Below are 20,370 nucleotides of genomic sequence, written 5' to 3'. Positions count from 1 at the left end.
GGCTTTCGCCTTCGCTTTGACTTTTTCTTCGTCCGTTACTTCTTCGTTTCCTTCTCGCTTCTGCTTCGCTAATGCCGCTGCTTTCGCTTTGGCGGCTGCTGCGGCTTTCGCCTTCGCTTCTTCTACATTAATCCCCTTATCTTTTGGTAGCGCTTTCTCTTTTTCTCGATGTTCTCCTTCAAGTTTAGACATTTCCGCCTCATGTTTCGCAGCAAGACGTTTTCGCGCTTCCTCTTTCGCATGACGGGCTGCTTCTCTTTTCATACTTTCTAAGTCTTTATTTGGATCACTCATTTATTCGTCACCTGCTTCCCGGTCCTCGCCTCGTAACGAATTTTTTCTTTTAATTTATTAATTCCATAAATTAAAGCAGCAGGATTTGGAGGGCATCCAGGAATATACACATCAACTGGTACAATTTGATCTACACCTTTCACAACAGCATACGAATTCACATACGGACCACCGGCTGTTGCACAAGATCCCATCGCAATTACCCACTTTGGTTCAGGCATTTGATCATATAAGCGCCGAACAATAGGCGCCATTTTCTTCGTTACCGTTCCTGACACAATCATGACATCTGATTGTCTTGGTGAAGTCCGAAAAAATGACCCAAATCGATCTAAATCGTAATGTGATGAGCCTACTCCCATCATTTCAATCGCACAGCATGCCAGTCCAAATGTCATCGGCCATAAAGAGTTGCTCCGCGCCCATCCCTTCAACTGTTCCAATGTAGAAAAAAAGATATTTCTTTCTAATTCCGCTCGATCCCGCGGGTGTAATTCCTCAAAATTTATAACCATTGTAACACCTTCTTTTTCCAAGCATACGCTAATCCAACTAGCAACATCACAACAAAAATGAGCATTTCAATCAGTGCAAATAAACCCAGCTTGTCATATGCAACAGCCCATGGGTATAAAAATAAAGTTTCTACATCAAAGATGACGAACAATAAAGCGAAAATATAATAACGAGCATGAAACCGAATATTTGCATCATGAAAAGGCTCAATTCCACTCTCATACGTCGTCGCTTTCGCTGCACTCGGTTTATTTGGACGCAGCATTTTTCCTAATGTAAGAGCCACTACCGGCAGCAATATACCTAATAGCAAGAAAATCAAAACGATCATATAACTATTTTCATATACACTTGCCATTGTGAAACCCTCCCCCCTGAATTAAGAACAAGTTCACATAGTAAACAATATGTCTTACTTGCATTATTTATTATTTTTAAATTTTTCTAAATAATGCAACTATTTAATTCATTATAGCAAACTTCAAATTCCTATGTCGATATATTGGGAACAGAAACAACAATTAATACTTACTGAGCAAATCTATTTTTACAACTCATAATAAATGTGTAAAATAAATATAGAAGTTCTATATGTTTTTCAAGCAATCCTAAAAAACATAAACTACAAAAAGGTGGTTCTTATGTATATACAGTGGGTGATATAAATGAAAAAACAAACACATGTAAGTATTCTAATAAGCATTGCATTGTTGTATATAACTATTCATTACGTATCAATGCCTTTTTTATATGAATACGCACTTCCATTTCAAATATTAACTGGAATAAGTACCATATTAATTGATATTACAATTTGTAGTTATATATTTTACTTTTCCAATATGAAACAAGGGTTAGCTCGTTTATTTTGGATGATATTAACTATCGGATCTTTCTCTTATTTTATCGGCGATATAGTAGTTTCTTATCAACGCTTAATTTTGCATGACTACTATACATTCGTTGATCCATCAGACTTTTTTTACTTATTATTTTTAATTAGCTTTGCATTTGCCTTTCTATATGAAATTATTTATGGCCGAGACTTATTGGAGCAGCTTTTTACGATATGTGATATTTGTATTATTGTTACAGCTCAATTTACTTTAAGCTACTATTTGCTTATTGAAAGAACCATTCATATTTTTACAACATCATATATCGACATGTTTGTTCAACTCACGTATCCAATGGCTGATTTACTTTTTCTTTTAATAGGAATCAACCTCTTATTCAGGCCATTATTCTTACTACCAAAACAAGTTGGCGCTCTTCTTGGCAGCTCTTTAATTTTGTATGCTACTACGGATGCTATTTATGCTTATATCAAATACTTCCAGCCCGAGCACTCTATGTTCACAGTTGCCCCATTATATCAAGTAACCCTAGTATTAGTAGCAATCGCTTGTATACTTCACACAAAAGAGCCTGAAAAACAAGAACAAGTATTACTAACACCTCAAGTGGGTGAATCAATCCGATTATCATTACCGTATATTTCTGTAGTGATGCTTATTGTTTTTATATTGGTCGAAAATGTTTTTGCACCTATCGTAGTAATTGGACTTATAGTAACTTTCGCCTTCGTTCTCATACGCCATACGTTAGTTCGAAGACAAAATAAAATATTATTGCTAGCACAAATGCAATTCAGTTTAGAACTCGAGAAACAAATCGAACTACGTACAGAAGATTTAGTAGAACAAAAAAATGAGTTATATCATAACCAACAAATGTTTAAATCTTTATACGAGCATCATCCAGATCCAATTTTCACATTAGATTTGTACGGTAATTTCCTCAATGTGAACAACGCTGGAACTACTTTACTCGGTTATCAAACGAATGAATTATTAAACCAACCATACTATTCACTTATGTATGAAGAAGATTTGGAAGAGATCATTAATGCCTTTCGTCACGTTAAAAAAGGGAAATCTATTTCTTTAGAAATACGGGCATATCATAAAAATAGAGATATTTACTACTTGCATGTTACAGCTGTTCCCATCTTTTTAAAGGAGCATATTTCTGGGGCCTATTTAATGATTAAAGATATTACAGAAAGCAAGCATCAACAAGAACAAATTAATTTCCTAGCATATCACGATACTTTAACGGAACTTGCAAATCGCCGTTCATTTCATCAGCAGTTAGAAGAAGCAATTGCACGAGCAAAAATATCGAAAAGACCTTTTGCTGTTATGTTTCTAGACCTAGATCGCTTTAAAGTTATTAATGATACACTCGGTCACCGGGTAGGAGATCTCTTATTAATTGCAGTAGCAAAAAGGCTCGAACGAATATCAACACAGAATATGAAACTTGCCCGGTTAGCTGGGGATGAGTTCACAATCCTTATCGAAAATTATCAAAAAAGGACAGATGTAAAAAGGATAGCTGATATGATTGTAGTAGCCATGAACGAACCATTCGAAATCGAAAATCAACATTTACGAATCTCACCGAGTATCGGGATTGCCATATACCCTGAAGCAGGAGAAGACCCACTGTCTATTTTACAACATGCCGATATGGCCATGTATGAGGCAAAAAATAAAGGGAAAAATCGTAGCTCTCTTTACACGAAAGAACTATATAAGAAAATGGAACGTAAAGCTCGAATCGAAAAAGATTTGCCACTCGCTTTAGTAAACAACGAATTTCATCTCGTCTATCAACCACAAATTGATACGACAACAAATAAAATTATCGGTGCTGAAGCATTAATACGTTGGAAACATCCACTATTAGGTGACATTTCACCATGTGAGTTCATTCCAATTGTGGAAGAGACTCCGCAGGTCATCCCACTTGGACATTGGGTGCTACAAGAATCTTGTCGTCAACTAAAAATATGGCAAAGTTTTGGATACACAAACTTAAAAATGAGTGTCAATTTATCAGCGAAAGAATTTACACAAAATCAATTCATCGAAAATATTTCACGAATACTAAAGGACGTAAAGATTGACCCGAAAGATGTAACACTTGAACTAACAGAACGAATTGCGATGATTGATGAAAAGGAAACATTATCGAGACTAAAGCAATTAAAAGAATATGGTATTCAAACGTCCCTTGATGACTTCGGTACCGGCTACTCTTCTCTTGCTTATTTATCAATTTTCCCTATCGATACATTAAAGGTACCAAAAGAATTTACACAACTAGCCGATCATCGACCTGAAGAGAGAGCCATCGTTTCCACTATCCTTTCTCTTGCAAATACTTTAAATCTCTCTGTCGTTGCTGAAGGAATTGAAACAGAAAAACAGCTTAAGTTTCTGCAAAAAAACAACTGTAAATACATGCAAGGTTACTATTTCAGTAAACCTCTAACGAGTAAACAGTTTATAAAATTTTTACAAAAAACACCCAGTATGAACCAATAGTTCACACTGGGTGTTTTTTTAAAGTGTTGGAATTTTTTTTTCGTAATATTCCTCTGCAATCTCTTCGTAAAAAGCTGCTGCCGTTGTATAAAAATATGGAATCAACCATAAAAATCCAATCCCTAATGTAATACAACTTAATATAAACCAACCAATAAAACTTAAACATAAAATGAAATACTCCATCTTATGTCCAGCCATCATACGACGACTTTCTGTAATAGCTTGATTTATTGAATACTCAGGATGATCATTTATAATAAAATACGTCATCGCATAAGAAAATGATTTAATAATGCCTGGAATAATAAATAGTAAGCACCATAAGAAAATATAAATGTTTACTACTATATATAATAAAAATGACTTTATAAACTTACTTCCTTCTGTAAACCATCTGAATATATGCCCAATACGCGCTTCTTTTTCACGAATTATATGTAGCGCTAAACAATAACCCCCTAGCGTTAAAGGCCCCACCAGCAATATTGTAATAACCTCTATTGAGAGTGAGCTATTCACTTCTTTCCACTCCCAAACCTGAGAGAGAATGAACTGAATACTAAAACTAAAAACTGAAGTAAGAATCGAAATAAGTAATGTTGCCCCAACAGCTAAGCCCCATTTTCCTTCTAGTGAATCTAGCGCTTCTCCTTTTAAATCACTAATCATAATTAGCCTCCAATACGTAACAATTCTATTAGTATAGCATGTTCCTACTGCAATTCACCTTTTGCAATATAGCGATAAAAATGTGCTGTCGTTGTACCTACATATGGACTAAGCCAAAGAAACCCTATTCCAAGAGTAAGAATCGCTAAAATAGCCCACCCTATGAAGCTAAGCCATAGAAGAAATAAATCTAGTTTATGTCCCTTCATAAGATTCTTACTTTCTTTCATCGCCTGTGAAACGCTATAATCTGGATTTTCAATCATCACATAATACGTCATCGCATAAGAAAAATACATTACAATCATGCCGACAATTGAAATAGCTAATAATACGAAGAAAGCAATTGCAAACGACGTATTCCCTTCTTCACCCAAAAACGCGAATAAACCTAGTAACAACATCGGAATCCATGTACCTGTATATAACAAAATCGCAAGCATTGCCCACATTGTTTTCATCATTCTTTTAAAACCACGAAACCCTTCAAATAAGTGATCTACTTTTGCACTTTCTCGTTTGCTAATTTGTAGCAATACATTCGTATAACCGTATGATGTAATACCGTATGATGCATTACTCAAAATGATCATTATGCAATAAAAGATCCCAAATGTAACACCTGCTCCGATTGATATTGTTTCCTCTTCAAGTGAGCCTGTTAAACCAGCGAATAAGAAAAATATAATAAGTCCTGGAATTAAAAGTATAAGCATTGCGGCCATTGAAACAACATAACTTAAAATAAAATATAAAATCGTTGATCCAACACCTAGTCCCCATTTGCCTTTTAAAGAGTGCAACGCTTCTCGTTTCATTTCACCGATCATTGATTCATCCCCTTTATGAAATATAAATTGTTGTACATTCTCTACTTATACAAACATCAATATAATTATACCATTTTTGTAAAATTATTCATGAACTATCATTTATAAAAAAAACCGTAAAGGCAAAGCCTTTACGGTTTTTTTACTTCATATCAGAAACGTTTAAACGGTTCACAGCACGCTGCAAGGCCATTTCTGCACGTCTAAAGTCAACATGTGCTTGTTTCTCTTGCATACGTTGCTCAGCGCGACGTTTCGATTCATTTGCACGATGGATGTCGATATGGTTTGCTTCTTCAGCAGATGATGATAATACAGTTACTTTATCTGGACGAACTTCGATAAAGCCACCGCTTACTGCTACATAATCAGTGTGCCCATCATGTTTCAGACGAACTGCACTAATTTTTAACGGTGCAACAGTTGGAATGTGACCTGGTAAGATCCCCATTTCCCCACTCTCTGCTTTTACACTTACCATTTCTACTTCTTTTTCGTAAACCGGTCCATCAGGAGTTACAATACTGACTGGAAATGTCTTCATAATTCGTCCCTCCTAAGGCCTTACGCCATCATTTTCTTCGCGTTTTCAATAACTTCTTCAATGCTACCAACAAGACGGAATGCATCTTCTGGAAGGTCATCATATTTTCCTTCTAGAATTTCTTTGAAACCACTAACTGTATTTTTTACAGGTACGTAAGAACCTTTTTGACCTGTAAACTGCTCAGCTACGTGGAAGTTTTGAGATAAGAAGAATTGAATACGACGAGCACGATGTACAACTAACTTATCTTCTTCAGATAACTCATCCATACCTAAGATAGCGATGATATCTTGAAGCTCTTTATAACGTTGTAAAGTTTGCTGTACTTGACGAGCTACTTCATAATGCTCTTCTCCTACGATTTCTGGAGAAAGTGCACGAGATGTAGATGCTAATGGATCTACGGCTGGGTAAATACCCATTTGTGTTAAACGACGCTCTAAGTTTGTTGTTGCGTCTAAGTGAGCGAACGTTGTAGCTGGTGCTGGATCCGTATAGTCATCGGCTGGTACGTATACCGCTTGGATAGACGTGATAGACCCTTTATTTGTAGATGTAATACGCTCTTGTAATTGACCCATTTCAGTTGCAAGTGTTGGTTGGTAACCTACCGCAGATGGCATACGACCAAGAAGGGCAGATACTTCAGAACCTGCTTGCGTGAAACGGAAGATGTTATCGATGAACAATAGTACGTCTTGTCCTTGCTCATCACGGAAATGTTCAGCCATTGTTAAGCCTGTTAATGCAACACGTTGACGTGCTCCAGGTGGCTCGTTCATTTGTCCGAATACCATCGCAGTTTTCTTAATTACGCCAGAATCGCTCATTTCGTGGTATAAGTCGTTACCTTCACGAGTACGCTCACCTACACCAGCGAATACAGAGATACCACCGTGTTCTTGTGCGATGTTGTTAATTAATTCCTGAATTAATACTGTTTTACCTACACCGGCACCACCGAATAGACCGATCTTACCACCCTTAATGTAAGGGGCAAGTAAATCTACTACTTTAATACCAGTTTCAAGAATTTCTACTTTAGTAGATAATTCTTCGAATGCAGGCGCTTGACGGTGAATTGGATCACGACGTACATCGGCAGGAACTTCACCATCTAAGTCAATTGCATCACCTAATACGTTAAATACACGACCAAGTGTTGCATCACCAACTGGTACAGAGATTGCTTTACCAGTATCTTCTACTTCTGTGCCACGAACAAGTCCATCTGTGGAAGACATCGCAACTGTACGAACTGTGTCATCACCTAAATGAAGTGCAACTTCAAATGTTAAGTTAATGCTTGCTCCGTTTTCGTTGCTTTGTTTTACCGTAAGGGCGTTGTAGATTTCTGGTAGCTTTCCGCCATCAAACTTAACGTCTACAACCGGACCCATGATTTGCGTAACGCGCCCTTTATTCATCGGGTTCCCTCCTAGCTTTCTTTTAATTAGCCAGCTTTCTAAGAGAAGTCGGCTTTTAATTTTTATTAGTTTATAGCTTACGCGACTCTCCTGTTCTGGACGAGCCGCCTACGCTTTTTATTGAATCTAGCTCCAGCGGTTAGAATGTTCGGTGGCTTCGCTTTTTCCTGCGAGGCACAAATCGCCTCTACGTCAAAAGCTCCATCCCCCTCTCATTCTGAACGAACCGCCTACGCTTTTTATTACTATTCTAACGCTGCTACTCCACCAACGATTTCCGTAATTTCTTGCGTAATCGCTGCTTGACGTGCACGGTTGAATGAAAGTGTAAGTGAATCGATAACTTCCATTGCGTTGTCTGTAGCACTCTTCATTGCTGTCATACGCGCCGCGTGCTCACTTGCTTTACCGTCTAGTAATGCACCGTACACTAAGCTTTCTGCGTATTGTGGCAATAATACTTTTAAAATTTCTTCTTCAGAAGGTTCGAATTCATAAGCTGTCGTCGGTTTGTCAGACGCCACATCCGTAAGCGGTAAAATTTTATTTTCCGTTACTTCTTGTGAAATTTTACTTACATAATGATTGTAGTAAATGTACAGCTCATCATAAGCACCATCTGCGAACATCGCAATTGCTCGAGAAGCAATATCTTTAATATCAACAAATGATGGGTGGTCAGATAATCCAACTACTTCATCAATGATGTTAAAGCCGCGACGTTTTAAATAATCACGTCCTAGTCGTCCAAGCACAATAATTGAATATTGGTTTGAATCCATATTATGACGTTCACGAATTACGTTACTTACTGTACGTAATACGTTACTGTTATAACCACCTGCTAGTCCGCGATCAGATGTAATAACGATGTATCCTGTACGCTTTACAGGACGCGCATTTAGCATTGGATGATTAATCCCTTTACTTCCTTGCGCAATGCTCGCTACTACTTCTTGAATCTTTTCCATATACGGAACGAAAGATTTAGCATTTTGCTCTGCACGGTTTAACTTAGATGCAGATACCATCTCCATCGCTTTCGTAATTTGACTCGTTTTCTTTGTCGAGTTAATCTTCGCTTTTATATCGCGTAAAGATGCCACAGGTTTTCACCACCTTTTTTCCGGAAGTTGGCACGATTAGTAAGAATCCTCTTCCTAATCTACGTTGCAAGATATTCTTGCTCATGATTGAAGGAAAAGAATAGGTGCACCTACTCTTTTCCTTTACATAACCGTCAGCAATCTCAAAAGCTGAGATGCCTTTTATATGATCTAGCTCCAGCGGCTTGAATGCTCGGTGGCTTCACTTCTTCCTACGAGGCAAAAACCGCCTCTTCGTCAGAAGCTCCATCCCCCTCACATTCAGGACGAGCCGCTTCCGCTTTTATTTATCTAGTTCCGTCTCCTAGCCCCTTTCGTCTAAGAACCTTCCCCACCAAAAGGTAGAAAGCACCTTTTGTGGAAAAGAACCTTAGCCGATGGGGCTGAACAGTCGACTTCACTTTTCATTATTATTCAGAAGCTACGAATACCTTTTTAAATCCGTTAATTGCTGCTGCAAATTTGTCGTCATCCGCAAGTTTCTTAGTTGTGCGAATTTCGCTTAATAAGTCAGCTGCATTTGAATCTAACCAAGCATGGAATTCTTCTTCGAAACGAGTGATATCTACTACTGGGATATCATCTAGGAATCCACGTGTTAAAGCGTAAAGAATGATAACTTGTTTCTCTACACGTAACGGTTTGTGTAATCCTTGTTTTAATACCTCAACTGTACGAGCACCACGGTTTAATTTCGCTTGTGTTGCTTTATCAAGGTCAGAACCGAACTGAGCGAACGCTTCTAACTCTCGGTAAGATGCAAGGTCAAGACGAAGTGTACCTGATACTTTACTCATTGCTTTAATCTGAGCAGATCCACCTACACGAGATACAGAAGTACCCGCATCGATCGCTGGACGTACGCCAGAGAAGAATAGGTCAGATTGTAAGAAGATTTGTCCATCCGTAATAGAGATTACGTTGGTTGGGATGTAAGCTGATACGTCCCCTGCTTGTGTTTCGATGAAAGGTAGTGCAGTTAAAGAACCGCCGCCTCTTGCATCACTTAATTTTGCTGCACGCTCTAATAAACGAGAATGTAAGTAGAATACATCCCCTGGATATGCTTCACGACCTGGAGGACGACGTAATAGTAATGAAAGCTCACGGTAAGCCGCTGCTTGTTTAGATAAGTCATCATATACTACTAATACGTGTTTACCATTGTACATGAACTCTTCACCCATTGTTACACCAGCATAAGCAGCTAGGTATAATAATGGAGCTGGTTGAGAAGCTGATGCAGTTACAACGATTGTGTAATCTAATGCACCGTGCTTACGTAGTGTTTCTACTACGTTACGTACAGTTGATTCTTTTTGTCCGATAGCTACATAGATACAAACCATATCTTCATCTTTTTGGTTAATGATTGTATCAAGTGCAACTGCTGTTTTACCTGTTTGACGGTCACCGATGATTAACTCACGTTGACCACGGCCAATTGGTACAAGAGCATCGATCGCTTTAATACCTGTTTGAAGTGGCTCATGAACAGATTTACGATCCATTACACCTGGTGCTGGACTTTCGATTGGACGAGTGTTTGTTGTATTGATTGGGCCTAAACCATCAACTGGTTGACCTAATGGGTTTACAACACGACCGATTAGTTCTTTTCCTACTGGTACTTGCATGATGCGACCAGTACGACGAACTTCGTCACCTTCACGGATTTCTGTGTAAGGTCCTAAGATAATGATACCTACGTTGTTTTCCTCTAAGTTTTGTGCTAGTCCCATAACGCCGTTAGAGAACTCTACAAGTTCACCAGCCATAACGTTATCAAGACCATGAGCACGCGCAATACCGTCACCAACTTGGATAACTGTACCAACATCACTAACTTCGATTTCAGACTGATAGTTCTCGATTTGTTGCTTTATCAGTGCGCTAATTTCTTCAGCTCTGATGCTCATGTGCTTCACCCCTATCTATTCTTCATTAATTCACGCTGAATACGTGCTAATTTTCCTTGTAAGCTTCCGTCGTAAATGCGATTTCCAATACGTACTTTAATGCCGCCTAGTAAATCTTCATCTACAACATTTTTCACGCGAATTGCATCTTTTCCTGTTTTTTTTGCAAATGCTTCTGCAATGTTAAGTTTTTCGTCTTCTGATAGAAGACGAATAGAATATACAGTTGCATCCGCTACGTTACGTTCTTCATTAGCAAGAACAACATATTCATCTGCAATTTCAGGTAGAATATCAATACGCTTGTTATCAATTAAAATATATAACGTATTTAAAATAGATTCAGAAACAGATGCGAATACGTTTGCAAGAAACGTTTTCTTCTGCTCTTTTGAAATGTTCGGTTGCGTTAAAAAGCTATGTAGTTCTCCGTTCTTTACATAAACGTTTTGTACAAGGCGTAATTCCTCTTCAAACATTTCTAATACGTGTTTTTCTTTTGCAATTTTGAAAAGAGCGACAGCATAACGTTTTGCTACAATCCCATTGCTCATCGCGCTTCTCCTACTTCTTTAATATAATCGCGAATTAACTTCACTTGATCTTCTTCTTTTAACTCTTTTTCAATTACTTTAGAAGCAATTTGAACAGATAAAGAAGCGACTTGTTCTTGTAAAGCAGCAATCGCTTGCTCTTTTTCGCGTTGAATTTCTTGTACAGCAGATGTTTTAATTGATTCTGCTTCTTCTTTCGCAGCAGCAACAATAACATCTTTTTGATCTACAGCTTGTTTTTTCGCTCTTTCGATTAACTCTTGTGCTTCAACACGCGATTGTTTTAACATTTCACGTTGTTCTTCTACTAACTTCTTCGCTTCAGTGTTACTTCTTTCTGCAGCGTCGATTTCATTAGTAACATGCTCTTCACGTTCTTTCATAATTCCCATTAAAGGACCCCACGCAAATTTGCGTAGCATTACTAATAGAAGTAAGAAAACGAACAATGTATAAGCAATCGTTCCAAATGGAATGGAAGCACCTAATAATAAAGTTGGCACAAGGATTCACTCCCTTCAAAATATCTAAATTGATCCTATGAAAAAAAAAGACATACATTTCGTTCATAAAGCAATGGCGAAGAAAGTTCAAAAAAACACTCTTCGCCATCTATGTAAGGGGAGTCTCCCTTATTTGTTCATTACGATGAAAGCAATAACTACACCGATGATTGGAAGTGCCTCAACTAAAGCAACCCCGATGAACATAATTGTTTGAAGTGCGCCTTTTAATTCTGGTTGACGAGCAACACCTTCGATTGTACGTGATACGATAAGACCGTTACCAATACCTGCACCTAATGCTGATAAACCAATTGCAATTGCAGCTGCGATTACACCTAAACTCATTTAATTTGTCCTCCTTTGTATTATAAAAAAATAAATTTTTTCTTACTTAAAATTATATTAATGGTCATGGCTTACTTTATGAGCCATATAAACCATCGTTAACATTACGAAAATAAATGACTGGATTGATCCAACGAATACACTGAATCCCATCCATGCTAACATCGGTACAAGTGCACCTAATGCTCCAAAGAATGATGCTCCGCCTAACTTAGCAAGTAATCCTAATAAGATTTCACCTGCATAAATGTTACCAAATAAACGAAGACCTAACGTTAATGTGTTAGCAAACTCCTCAATAACCTTTAATGGGAATAAGAATTTCATAGGTTGGAAATAACCTTTAGCATATTCTTTCGTACCCTTCATCTTAATTCCATAATAATGGGTGAGGGTAACTACCATCACGGCTAATGTTAATGCAACTGCTGGATCAGACGTTGGTGATCTCCACCATGCAATATGTTCGCCAGCCTCAACTGTTGAATACATGAATGGTAAACCAAGGAAGTTCGATACGATGATAAACATGATAAGCGTAACGCCAAGCGTTAAGAAACGTCCACCTGTTTTCCAGTCCATCGTACTATTGATAATCCCTTTCACGAAGTCAAACACCCATTCCATGAAATTTTGCATTCCGGTTGGGCGAAGCGCTAAGCTGCGAGTTCCGATAACAGCGATTAAGAAAACAATAACTGCTGCTACAGTAACCATCATAACTGATGACAAATCGAACGTTAAACCTAGAAATTTAACTAATTTACCGTGTTCCACTAGTAATTCACCTCTCTTCCCTGCTCGTATACTCTAAATAAAGAAAATCTATGATCATGACAAGGTATCCTGTCAGCAATCCTACACCTAAGCCCCACATCGCAATTAACTCTTGATATTTGGCTGCAAATAAAATTAATAACCCAATCGTGGCGAATCTTGAATATGTACTTACCGCTGTCGCCTTAAACTTCACGTTTTCTCCATTTGTTACGCGATCTAATAGCTTGTCTGTTCTACGTGCAATGATGCGCAAACTAAGAAAACTGAAAATCGTTCCGATAATCAGCCCAAGAAATACATCCTTGTAAGAGGTAATTCCCCATCCTAGCACTAGAAGCGCAAGCAAGTAGTACATATATTTCTTTTGTCTTTGGACAAGTCCATGTACGTCTATCATCATTGCTCTCCCGAATAGTAATGTTGAATGAGTCGAATCATTGCGTATACCCCTGTTCCTAACCCGAGTAATAACCCTATAATAAGAAACAACGGAAACGTTCCAACCTTATTATCAATCCATTGCCCACCAAAGATTCCAATAAGAATAGAACCAACTAACTGAGCAAGTATTCCTGACATTAAAGCATACGCTTTTATATGGCTGCGATCGTTTTTTTGCAAGGATTCATCCCTCCAATATGTAACCCTCATTCACGATGTGTTAATAATAACTCATTTTTCTGCATAAATTCTATACAAAATAAAAAGTTTACATTTTCGTCACGGAATAGATGCATTTTTGTCACTGAAAGCCCTACCATCTATCCCCGTTGTTAGCATACAATAGGGTATTAACAGTGTCAACGAGAAATCGTAAAAAATCAAAAAATTTGAGTATTAGGCATTTCCTCCCAAAAATGAAAACGTTCCCCTTCTAAATACTGGTTAGAGATATGCAATTTCTAACAGATCTCTCTTTATAATAGAAGAAAATGTTCACAAGTTTGTCACTATTATATTTTTAAGATATAGCGCTCTCCTTCCATAATATAGTGTTCTCTAGACGTAAGACTTCTATATTATATGTGATGTGTATATAACTTATGTTGTATATACCCTGTATATTTATCTCCCCCTCCCCCGTGCGCTGAGGGCGAAAAAAAACGAGAGGGGAATCCCCCTCTCGTCTGTTGTCTTACTTCGTTCCGAATAAACGGTCACCAGCATCACCAAGACCTGGAACTACATAACCATGGTCATTTAACTTCTCATCTAATGCTGCTATATAAATATCAACATCAGGATGCTCTTCCTGTACTACTTTTACTCCTTCTGGAGCAGCTACGATACACATTAATTTAATGTGCTTTGCACCGCGCTTTTTCAGAGAATTAATTGCTTCAGCCGCAGAACCACCTGTTGCTAGCATTGGATCTAGTACGATAAAGTCACGCTCTTCTACATCCGTTGGAAGTTTCACATAGTATTCTACCGGTTGCAATGTTTCAGGGTCACGGTATAAACCAACGTGTCCTACTTTTGCTGCTGGAATTAATTTCAGAATTCCATCAACCATTCCTAAACCTGCACGTAAAATCGGAATTAAACCAAGTTTTTTACCAGCGATCACTTTTGTTGTCGCTTTGCTTACAGGCGTTTCAATTTCAATGTCTTTAAGTGGAAGGTCACGAGTAATCTCGAAAGCCATTAAGCTTGCTACTTCGTCCACTAATTCACGAAAATCTTTCGTACCTGTATTCTTATCGCGAATATATGTAATCTTATGTTGAATTAACGGGTGATCAAATACATACAGTTTTCCCATGTGAATCTCTCCTTTAGATGATATTCATGCGTTTACACGCTTTTTTACACTATTTACGATTGTAAAGAAAACGCTACTAATATTCAAGGGCAAATTTGGTAAAATCATGATTTTGCGATGAATCTATCTAGTATCTTTACCAATTATGGGAGCTGTATCCTTCATTATATCGCCAAAATTTATTCATCATTTGTATACATACTTTAAAAGCAATATATGTCCACAAAAAAAGACTACTAAAACAATTACGTTTCAGCAGTCTTTTTTAATCTATTATAGATTTGTATACATTGGGAATTTGCTCGTTAACGCTTCTACACGTTTGCGCGCTTCTTCTAGTTCAGCTTCATTCTCATGATTTTTTAATGTATGAGCAATAATTGCTGCAATCTCATCCATTTCTTCTGAACCGAAACCACGAGATGTTACCGCTGCTGTACCGATACGTACGCCGCTTGTTACAAATGGGCTTGCCGTTTCAAATGGAATCGTATTTTTATTCACTGTAATACCAACTTCATCTAATACGTGCTCTGCTACTTTACCTGTAATCTCTAAGTTACGAACATCAATTAAGATTAAATGATTGTCTGTTCCACCAGAAACAAGTGTAAGTCCTTCCTTTTGAAGGCCTTCAGCTAAACGATTCGCATTATTAATGATATTTTGTGCATATGTTTTAAAATCATCTTGTAGTGTCTCACCAAATGCAACAGCTTTTGCAGCAATTACATGCATAAGCGGGCCACCTTGAATACCAGGGAAGATTGATTTATCAATTTGTTTTGCAAATTGTTCTTCACATAAAATCATACCACCACGTGGGCCGCGTAATGTTTTATGTGTTGTTGTTGTAACGAAATGTGCATGTGGTACTGGATTTGGATGTAAACCAGCTGCTACTAAACCAGCGATATGTGCCATATCAACCATTAAGTATGCTCCCACTTCATCTGCAATCTCACGGAATCGTTTGAAATCGATAACACGAGGATATGCACTTGCACCTGCAACGATTAATTTTGGTTTATGTTCTTTCGCTTTTGCTAATACATCATCGTAATTAATACGGTGAGATTCAGCATCCACGCCATATTCTACGAAATTATATTGTACTCCACTGAAGTTAACAGGGCTTCCGTGTGTTAAGTGACCACCATGAGATAAATTCATACCAAGTACTGTATCGCCTTGCTCTAAAATCGTGAAGTATACTGCCATGTTCGCTTGTGCACCAGAATGTGGTTGAACATTTACATGCTCTGCGCCAAAAATTTCTTTCGCGCGATCACGTGCGATATCTTCTACTACGTCTACGTGTTCACAACCACCATAGTAACGTTTTCCAGGATATCCTTCAGCATACTTATTCGTTAAAACAGAACCTTGCGCCTCCATTACTGCTTCACTTACGAAGTTTTCCGAAGCAATTAACTCAATCTTTGAACGCTGTCTTCCTAGTTCTGCCTCAATTGCAGCAAATACCTTTTCATCTTGACGTTTTAAATGATCCACCAAAATCCCCCTTTTCTGAACGAATTACATCAATTCCCAATAGTTTTTTCTCATTTATTCAGAAAAAACGAAAATTCAGGTTGTAATTCTTTCGAACCTTCATGTTTTCAACTACATTCTAACATGACTTTCTATATCATAAAAGAAAAAAAAAGACCAAAATTGGTCTTTTCTTTCTTCTATTATAAAGTCAGACTACATACCTTTTAACTTTCGATATAAAGCTGTTATAAGACTTTATAATTTTTCATGTTTAACGGCAAAGAATAGCTTCTTCGTTTGCCGCATAAACAGCACGTGCTCCGCCTATTAGTTTCCCACGTGTTTTCGCCATCGTTACATGCGCACTTCCTATTTCCTTCACACTTGTACGAACCGGTACAGCTACATGCTTTAAATGCATACCGATAAATGTATCGCCGATATCCATTCCTGCATCTGCTGTAATAAACTCAATTACTACCGGATCTTTAAAATTGTGATACGCATACGTCGCTAATGCACCACCTGCTGATCTAACAGGCGTAACTGTTACAATTTCAAATTGATATTTCATCGCTACATCTCTTTCAACTACTAAAGCACGATTTAAATGCTCGCAACATTGAAACGCCAATTCAATACCTGTTCGCTCTTGAAATTGTTTTAATTCAGAAAAAATCGCCTCTGCCACTTCCATCGTTCCTGATGTTCCAATTCTTTCACCTAGCACTTCGCTCGTGCTACACCCCACTACAAAAATTTGGCCTCTTTGCAGTGTGGCTTGTTCTTGGAAATCAGAAAGCAACATTTGCAGCTGTTCTCTTACCTTTACGATTTCTGTCATTACGCCTCTTCCTTTCACAGGTTGGTTCACCAAATTATATTTCATAATACTTATAGTTAGAATCTATTACTTTGTTTCATACGTTTTAATTTTTCCTACGCGGTTTTCATGACGGCCACCTTCATAGTCAGTTGTTAGCCAAATTTTTGCGATATCACGCGCTAGACCAGCTCCAATTACACGCTCGCCCATTGCTAACATGTTAGTGTCATTATGCTCTCTCGTCGCTTTCGCACTGAAAGTATCATGAACTAATGCACAACGAATACCATTTACTTTGTTTGCTGCGATTGACATACCAATGCCTGTCCCGCAAACTAAAATGCCACGATCCACTTCACCATTTGCGACCATTTCTGCTGCTGGAAACGCAAAATCAGGGTAATCAACAGAACCAGCTTCACATTCACAACCTAAATCAATATATTCAATATTTAACTCTTCTAATAAACTTACAAGTTCTTTACGGATATTCATACCGCCGTGATCAGATGCTACTACTACTTTCATTTTTACCCCTCCAAAGTTTCAATCAATTATCTTCATTTCACACTCGCTACCTTAATGGAACGAAGTGATCTCCAATATCGTATTATACACGAAACATCAACCTTCTGAATGTTTTTTCAGTAAAGTTTGTACAAGTTTTTCCATCTCTTCTAACGTTTCTTTATAAATAGAAAGCGATTCGCCAAATGGATCTGAAATATCCTTACTTACACCCTCAGTTAATCCATATAATGTATCCAATTTCTTTTCAACACTCGGATAATGCCCAAGTACAATTTGCTTATGATTTTCCGTCATTGTTACTACAATATCCGCCCAATCAACCAACGTATCGTTTACCTGCTGCGCGGCATGATCGATTACAATTCCTTTTTCAGCTAGGGCTTCCTTTGCATGTACCGACGCATCGCTTCCAGGATAGGCGAAAACACCAGCAGATTGCACTTCAAATTTACCTTCTCCATAATGACGAAGCAAAGCCTCAGCCATCGGACTACGGCATGTATTTCCAGTGCAAACAAATAACACCCGTTTCATCTAAACCCACCCCTTTTTTTCTGTTTCCTACCATTTATCATAACGTACATTAGAATAGAACAAAAGAAATGTGAATATACGAAAGGCGCATTTCTCTTATATTTTTTCTAAGAAAAATGCGCCTTATCCACGTATATGTGAAACCCTATTTCCAAGCGCCCAAAGTATTTACCATACATAATGAACACACTACGAAACAAAATAAGGAATCCATTTCATACGAAACAGATTCCTTTCATACAATAATTATTTCATTGTAACTTTCATTACTTCTGTTGAACCTTTTGTAGCTGTTACACCTACAGTTGTCTTAATAGACTCAGCTGCATCTGTGTTTGTAATAACGATTGGAGTAATTGTGCTTTTCGCTTTTTCACGAATTAATTCTAAGTCGAATGAGATTAATTTATCTCCAGCTTTTACAGCTTGTCCTTCAGAAACGTGAGCTTCGAAACCTTCACCTTCCATTTTTACAGTTTCTAATCCAACGTGGATTAAAATTTCTGTACCGTTTTTCGCTTTAATTCCAATAGCATGTTTCGTGTGGAATAATTGTACGATTTCACCATCAACTGGAGATACAACTACACCTTCAGTAGGATCGATTGCAACACCGTCACCCATCATACGACCAGCGAATACTGGATCTGGTACTTCTTCAATATTTTTCACTGCTCCAGTTAATGGAGCTACGATTGTTTCTTCATTTGTTTTTGAACCAAAACCGAATAATTTTTTAAACATAGGATAGTCCTCCTTATAATTTACCTAAAAGTTTATAGGGCAATCTCTATTCAAGATCGAAATACACGTAAGACTTCATACTTCGAATATTATACTGTAAAAACGCTTTCGAAATAAATCATGTCATTACTACTAGACTCTTATTGTAGCGCCTCACAAAATTCCAGTCAATTCTGATTGTCTGAATAACAATAAGAAGTTAACTTCTACTTATATTTTCTCTTTTTTTCACTTACTTGTCTAGAGGTCTTTACTACATTTTATTTTTTGTTGTTAATTTGTAAAATTTCTTTCAAATTTTTGTTGAAATCCACTTGACTAAAGTAAGTAACTATTTTATTATTACTTACATAAGATAAGTTAATAACTTTTAGGAGGTTTTTAAAATGATGGATATCGGTCTTCTTATTATTCGTCTTATTATAGGAATTACATTCATGGGTCACGGTGCTCAAAAATTATTTGGTTGGTTTGGTGGCTACGGGCTGAAAGGAACAGGCGGCTGGATGGAATCAATCGGTTTACGCCCTGGTGTATTTATGGCATTTATGGCTGGCGCAACTGAACTATTAGGTGGTTTCTTATTCGCAGCAGGTATTTTCACTGTAATTGGTTCATTATTTATCGTTGGAACAATGTTAATGGCAATCTTCACTGTTCACGGAAAAAATGGTTACTGGGTAACACAAGACGGATTTGAATATAATTTAATTTTAATCGCCGTTGCAGTTGGTGTAGCTTTAATCGGTCCTGGCGCATACGTTTTACTTTAATATTTATCTCTATTTCGAGATATTTACCAAAAAAGAGATTACTTCAATTGAGGTAATCTCTTTTTTTACATCATCAAAAAAATATTATTTTCAGCAGGAGATTCCCATTGATATCTTGTAAACAAACAATAAGTATTCATATTTAGAAAGGGGATTACAACATGTTATCCATTAATCCAAACGAACAAACCGAAAAAGATAATTACAAATTACTAACAGGAAGTATCATTCCACGTCCTGTTGCATTCGTTACTTCTGTAACTAAAGATGGTGTATTGAACGGTGCGCCATATAGTTATTTCAATATCGTCGCTGCCAATCCACCACTTATCTCGGTTTCCGTACAACGCAAAGAAGGAAGACCGAAAGACACTTCCCGAAATGCAATCGAAAAAGGGGAATTTGTCGTACATATTTCTGATGAATCTTACGTAGAAGCGATCAATGAAACAGCAGCCAACCTACCTCCTAACGAAAGTGAAATCGAATTAGCAAAACTAACACCAATCGACAGTGATGTCATTTCAGTACCAGGGGTGAAAGAAGCAAACATTCGAATGGAATGCGTATTAGAACGCGCTATCCCGCTCGGCGGAACCGAAGACTCACCAGCTTGTGATCTACTAATTGGCCGTGTCGTTCGCTTCCACGTCGCAGAACACTTATACGAAAACGGCCGAATTCACGCCGAAGAACTAAAACCAATAAGCCGCCTAGCAGGACACAACTACGCAAAACTAGGAGAACAATTTGAATTAGTGAGGCCACTTTAAAAGCGCAAGCGGCTCGCTCAGAATGAGAGGGGGATG

At 37.7% G+C, this 20,370-nt stretch carries 24 protein-coding genes and 1 pseudogene; 3 read left to right on the top strand and 22 right to left on the bottom strand.

The genetic code is table 11. From position 1 onward, the window contains the following. The 3 genes and pseudogenes from V7038_RS10050 to nuoA form a co-directional block, all read right to left on the bottom strand. Window positions 1-294 (bottom strand): annotated as a pseudogene (locus tag V7038_RS10050) (NADH-quinone oxidoreductase subunit C); the annotation flags it as partial. Next, window positions 291-809, bottom strand: coding sequence for an NADH-quinone oxidoreductase subunit NuoB (gene nuoB, locus V7038_RS10045; RefSeq protein ID WP_002113032.1), 519 nt, complete (start codon window positions 807-809; stop codon window positions 291-293). The gene nuoB and the pseudogene V7038_RS10050, both read right to left, overlap by 4 nt. Then, window positions 800-1,168, bottom strand: coding sequence for an NADH-quinone oxidoreductase subunit NuoA (gene nuoA / locus V7038_RS10040; RefSeq protein ID WP_000179270.1), 369 nt, complete (start codon window positions 1,166-1,168; stop codon window positions 800-802). Before nuoA ends, nuoB begins: the two co-directional genes overlap by 10 nt. A gap of 307 nt (window positions 1,169-1,475) precedes the next feature. On the opposite strand from nuoA, the gene V7038_RS10035 reads away from it, so the two are divergent. Beyond that, a complete protein-coding gene (locus tag V7038_RS10035) occupies window positions 1,476-4,205 on the top strand; it encodes a putative bifunctional diguanylate cyclase/phosphodiesterase (RefSeq protein WP_335470016.1) in 2,730 nt (909 codons plus the stop codon). An 18-nt stretch (window positions 4,206-4,223) separates the two neighbouring features. Here the strand turns inward: V7038_RS10035 and V7038_RS10030 are convergent, their stop codons facing one another. The 19 genes from V7038_RS10030 to V7038_RS09940 all read right to left on the bottom strand — a co-directional run bounded on the left by V7038_RS10030 (window position 4,224) and on the right by V7038_RS09940 (window position 18,788). Then, a complete protein-coding gene (locus V7038_RS10030) occupies window positions 4,224-4,877 on the bottom strand; it encodes a DUF975 family protein (protein WP_002113038.1) in 654 nt (217 codons plus the stop codon). 44 nt (window positions 4,878-4,921) lie between these two features. Further along, on the bottom strand, window positions 4,922-5,707 hold the full coding sequence (locus V7038_RS10025; protein ID WP_335470013.1) for a DUF975 family protein: 786 nt from the start codon (window positions 5,705-5,707) through the stop codon (window positions 4,922-4,924). A 142-nt stretch (window positions 5,708-5,849) separates the two neighbouring features. Further along, window positions 5,850-6,251, bottom strand: a complete 402-nt coding sequence (gene atpC, locus V7038_RS10020; protein WP_002113040.1) for a F0F1 ATP synthase subunit epsilon — start codon at window positions 6,249-6,251, stop codon at window positions 5,850-5,852. Between the two features lie 20 nt (window positions 6,252-6,271). After that, window positions 6,272-7,681: a F0F1 ATP synthase subunit beta gene (gene atpD, locus V7038_RS10015; protein ID WP_002113041.1), complete on the bottom strand. Its 1,410-nt coding sequence runs from the start codon at window positions 7,679-7,681 to the stop codon at window positions 6,272-6,274. 245 nt (window positions 7,682-7,926) lie between these two features. After that, window positions 7,927-8,787 carry a F0F1 ATP synthase subunit gamma gene (gene atpG, locus V7038_RS10010; RefSeq protein ID WP_002113042.1) on the bottom strand — a complete coding sequence of 287 codons (861 nt, stop codon included), beginning with the start codon at window positions 8,785-8,787 and terminating at the stop codon, window positions 7,927-7,929. Window positions 8,788-9,197: 410 nt separating this feature from the next. Then, complete coding sequence (gene atpA, locus V7038_RS10005; protein ID WP_002113043.1) at window positions 9,198-10,706, bottom strand: F0F1 ATP synthase subunit alpha; 1,509 nt, start codon at window positions 10,704-10,706, stop codon at window positions 9,198-9,200. Window positions 10,707-10,717: 11 nt separating this feature from the next. Continuing rightward, window positions 10,718-11,260 carry a F0F1 ATP synthase subunit delta gene (atpH, locus tag V7038_RS10000; RefSeq protein ID WP_002113044.1) on the bottom strand — a complete coding sequence of 181 codons (543 nt, stop codon included), beginning with the start codon at window positions 11,258-11,260 and terminating at the stop codon, window positions 10,718-10,720. Next, window positions 11,257-11,763, bottom strand: a complete 507-nt coding sequence (gene atpF / locus V7038_RS09995; RefSeq protein ID WP_016106711.1) for a F0F1 ATP synthase subunit B — start codon at window positions 11,761-11,763, stop codon at window positions 11,257-11,259. Before atpF ends, atpH begins: the two co-directional genes overlap by 4 nt. Window positions 11,764-11,892: 129 nt before the next feature. Next, on the bottom strand, window positions 11,893-12,111 hold the full coding sequence (gene atpE / locus V7038_RS09990) for a F0F1 ATP synthase subunit C (protein ID WP_000052064.1): 219 nt from the start codon (window positions 12,109-12,111) through the stop codon (window positions 11,893-11,895). 57 nt (window positions 12,112-12,168) lie between these two features. Further along, the gene (gene atpB / locus V7038_RS09985; protein WP_016106712.1) at window positions 12,169-12,888 is read right to left on the bottom strand and encodes a F0F1 ATP synthase subunit A; all 720 of its coding nucleotides are present in this window, start codon (window positions 12,886-12,888) and stop codon (window positions 12,169-12,171) included. Between the two features lie 7 nt (window positions 12,889-12,895). Further along, a complete protein-coding gene (locus tag V7038_RS09980; RefSeq protein ID WP_002016288.1) occupies window positions 12,896-13,288 on the bottom strand; it encodes an ATP synthase subunit I in 393 nt (130 codons plus the stop codon). Continuing rightward, a complete protein-coding gene (locus tag V7038_RS09975; protein ID WP_002089742.1) occupies window positions 13,288-13,512 on the bottom strand; it encodes an AtpZ/AtpI family protein in 225 nt (74 codons plus the stop codon). Before V7038_RS09975 ends, V7038_RS09980 begins: the two co-directional genes overlap by 1 nt. 26 nt (window positions 13,513-13,538) lie before the next feature. Beyond that, the gene (locus tag V7038_RS09970) at window positions 13,539-13,652 is read right to left on the bottom strand and encodes a DUF4024 domain-containing protein (protein WP_000232963.1); all 114 of its coding nucleotides are present in this window, start codon (window positions 13,650-13,652) and stop codon (window positions 13,539-13,541) included. A gap of 374 nt (window positions 13,653-14,026) precedes the next feature. Continuing rightward, the gene (upp, locus tag V7038_RS09965; RefSeq protein ID WP_002113046.1) at window positions 14,027-14,656 is read right to left on the bottom strand and encodes a uracil phosphoribosyltransferase; all 630 of its coding nucleotides are present in this window, start codon (window positions 14,654-14,656) and stop codon (window positions 14,027-14,029) included. Window positions 14,657-14,929: 273 nt separating this feature from the next. Beyond that, a complete protein-coding gene (gene glyA, locus V7038_RS09960; RefSeq protein WP_002113047.1) occupies window positions 14,930-16,171 on the bottom strand; it encodes a serine hydroxymethyltransferase in 1,242 nt (413 codons plus the stop codon). 253 nt (window positions 16,172-16,424) lie between these two features. After that, window positions 16,425-16,997, bottom strand: a complete 573-nt coding sequence (locus tag V7038_RS09955; RefSeq protein WP_335470010.1) for a TIGR01440 family protein — start codon at window positions 16,995-16,997, stop codon at window positions 16,425-16,427. Between the two features lie 66 nt (window positions 16,998-17,063). After that, the gene (gene rpiB / locus V7038_RS09950) at window positions 17,064-17,507 is read right to left on the bottom strand and encodes a ribose 5-phosphate isomerase B (protein WP_000869917.1); all 444 of its coding nucleotides are present in this window, start codon (window positions 17,505-17,507) and stop codon (window positions 17,064-17,066) included. A gap of 96 nt (window positions 17,508-17,603) precedes the next feature. Continuing rightward, the gene (locus V7038_RS09945; protein ID WP_002113050.1) at window positions 17,604-18,044 is read right to left on the bottom strand and encodes a low molecular weight protein arginine phosphatase; all 441 of its coding nucleotides are present in this window, start codon (window positions 18,042-18,044) and stop codon (window positions 17,604-17,606) included. Window positions 18,045-18,290: 246 nt separating this feature from the next. Next, the gene (locus tag V7038_RS09940) at window positions 18,291-18,788 is read right to left on the bottom strand and encodes a PTS sugar transporter subunit IIA (RefSeq protein WP_002016294.1); all 498 of its coding nucleotides are present in this window, start codon (window positions 18,786-18,788) and stop codon (window positions 18,291-18,293) included. A gap of 386 nt (window positions 18,789-19,174) precedes the next feature. Here V7038_RS09940 and V7038_RS09935 point away from each other — a divergent pair, with 386 nt between their 5' ends. Together V7038_RS09935 and V7038_RS09930 are read left to right on the top strand one after the other, a co-directional pair. After that, window positions 19,175-19,561, top strand: a complete 387-nt coding sequence (locus V7038_RS09935) for a DoxX family protein (protein ID WP_002113051.1) — start codon at window positions 19,175-19,177, stop codon at window positions 19,559-19,561. Window positions 19,562-19,722: 161 nt separating this feature from the next. After that, window positions 19,723-20,334: a flavin reductase family protein gene (locus tag V7038_RS09930; RefSeq protein WP_070168213.1), complete on the top strand. Its 612-nt coding sequence runs from the start codon at window positions 19,723-19,725 to the stop codon at window positions 20,332-20,334. Window positions 20,335-20,370: the final 36 nt, after the last annotated feature.

This window comes from Bacillus sp. JJ783, from assembly GCF_036963225.1.
Classification (GTDB): Bacteria; Bacillota; Bacilli; order Bacillales; family Bacillaceae_G; genus Bacillus_A; species Bacillus_A cereus_U.
Note: the sequence above shows the minus strand (reverse complement) of the source record. Positions and strands in the feature narration are given on the sequence as shown.

Bases quoted from the DNA above. Each gene is read 5' to 3' on its own strand.
- V7038_RS10035 (WP_335470016.1), top strand. From the start codon at position 1,476: ATGAAAAAACAAACACATGTAAGTATTCTAATAAGCATTGCATTGTTG.
- V7038_RS09970 (WP_000232963.1), bottom strand. From the start codon at position 13,652: ATGGTAGGGCTTTCAGTGACAAAAATGCATCTATTCCGTGACGAAAAT.
- V7038_RS09980 (WP_002016288.1), bottom strand. From the start codon at position 13,288: ATGATAGACGTACATGGACTTGTCCAAAGACAAAAGAAATATATGTAC.
- nuoA (WP_000179270.1), bottom strand. From the start codon at position 1,168: ATGGCAAGTGTATATGAAAATAGTTATATGATCGTTTTGATTTTCTTG.
- nuoB (WP_002113032.1), bottom strand. From the start codon at position 809: ATGGTTATAAATTTTGAGGAATTACACCCGCGGGATCGAGCGGAATTA.
- V7038_RS09955 (WP_335470010.1), bottom strand. From the start codon at position 16,997: ATGACAGAAATCGTAAAGGTAAGAGAACAGCTGCAAATGTTGCTTTCT.
- V7038_RS10030 (WP_002113038.1), bottom strand. From the start codon at position 4,877: ATGATTAGTGATTTAAAAGGAGAAGCGCTAGATTCACTAGAAGGAAAA.
- V7038_RS10025 (WP_335470013.1), bottom strand. From the start codon at position 5,707: ATGATCGGTGAAATGAAACGAGAAGCGTTGCACTCTTTAAAAGGCAAA.
- atpE (WP_000052064.1), bottom strand. From the start codon at position 12,111: ATGAGTTTAGGTGTAATCGCAGCTGCAATTGCAATTGGTTTATCAGCA.
- V7038_RS09930 (WP_070168213.1), top strand. From the start codon at position 19,723: ATGTTATCCATTAATCCAAACGAACAAACCGAAAAAGATAATTACAAA.
- V7038_RS09945 (WP_002113050.1), bottom strand. From the start codon at position 18,044: ATGAAACGGGTGTTATTTGTTTGCACTGGAAATACATGCCGTAGTCCG.
- atpC (WP_002113040.1), bottom strand. From the start codon at position 6,251: ATGAAGACATTTCCAGTCAGTATTGTAACTCCTGATGGACCGGTTTAC.
- V7038_RS09940 (WP_002016294.1), bottom strand. From the start codon at position 18,788: ATGTTTAAAAAATTATTCGGTTTTGGTTCAAAAACAAATGAAGAAACA.
- atpH (WP_002113044.1), bottom strand. From the start codon at position 11,260: ATGAGCAATGGGATTGTAGCAAAACGTTATGCTGTCGCTCTTTTCAAA.
- atpD (WP_002113041.1), bottom strand. From the start codon at position 7,681: ATGAATAAAGGGCGCGTTACGCAAATCATGGGTCCGGTTGTAGACGTT.
- rpiB (WP_000869917.1), bottom strand. From the start codon at position 17,507: ATGAAAGTAGTAGTAGCATCTGATCACGGCGGTATGAATATCCGTAAA.
- upp (WP_002113046.1), bottom strand. From the start codon at position 14,656: ATGGGAAAACTGTATGTATTTGATCACCCGTTAATTCAACATAAGATT.
- V7038_RS09935 (WP_002113051.1), top strand. From the start codon at position 19,175: ATGATGGATATCGGTCTTCTTATTATTCGTCTTATTATAGGAATTACA.
- atpA (WP_002113043.1), bottom strand. From the start codon at position 10,706: ATGAGCATCAGAGCTGAAGAAATTAGCGCACTGATAAAGCAACAAATC.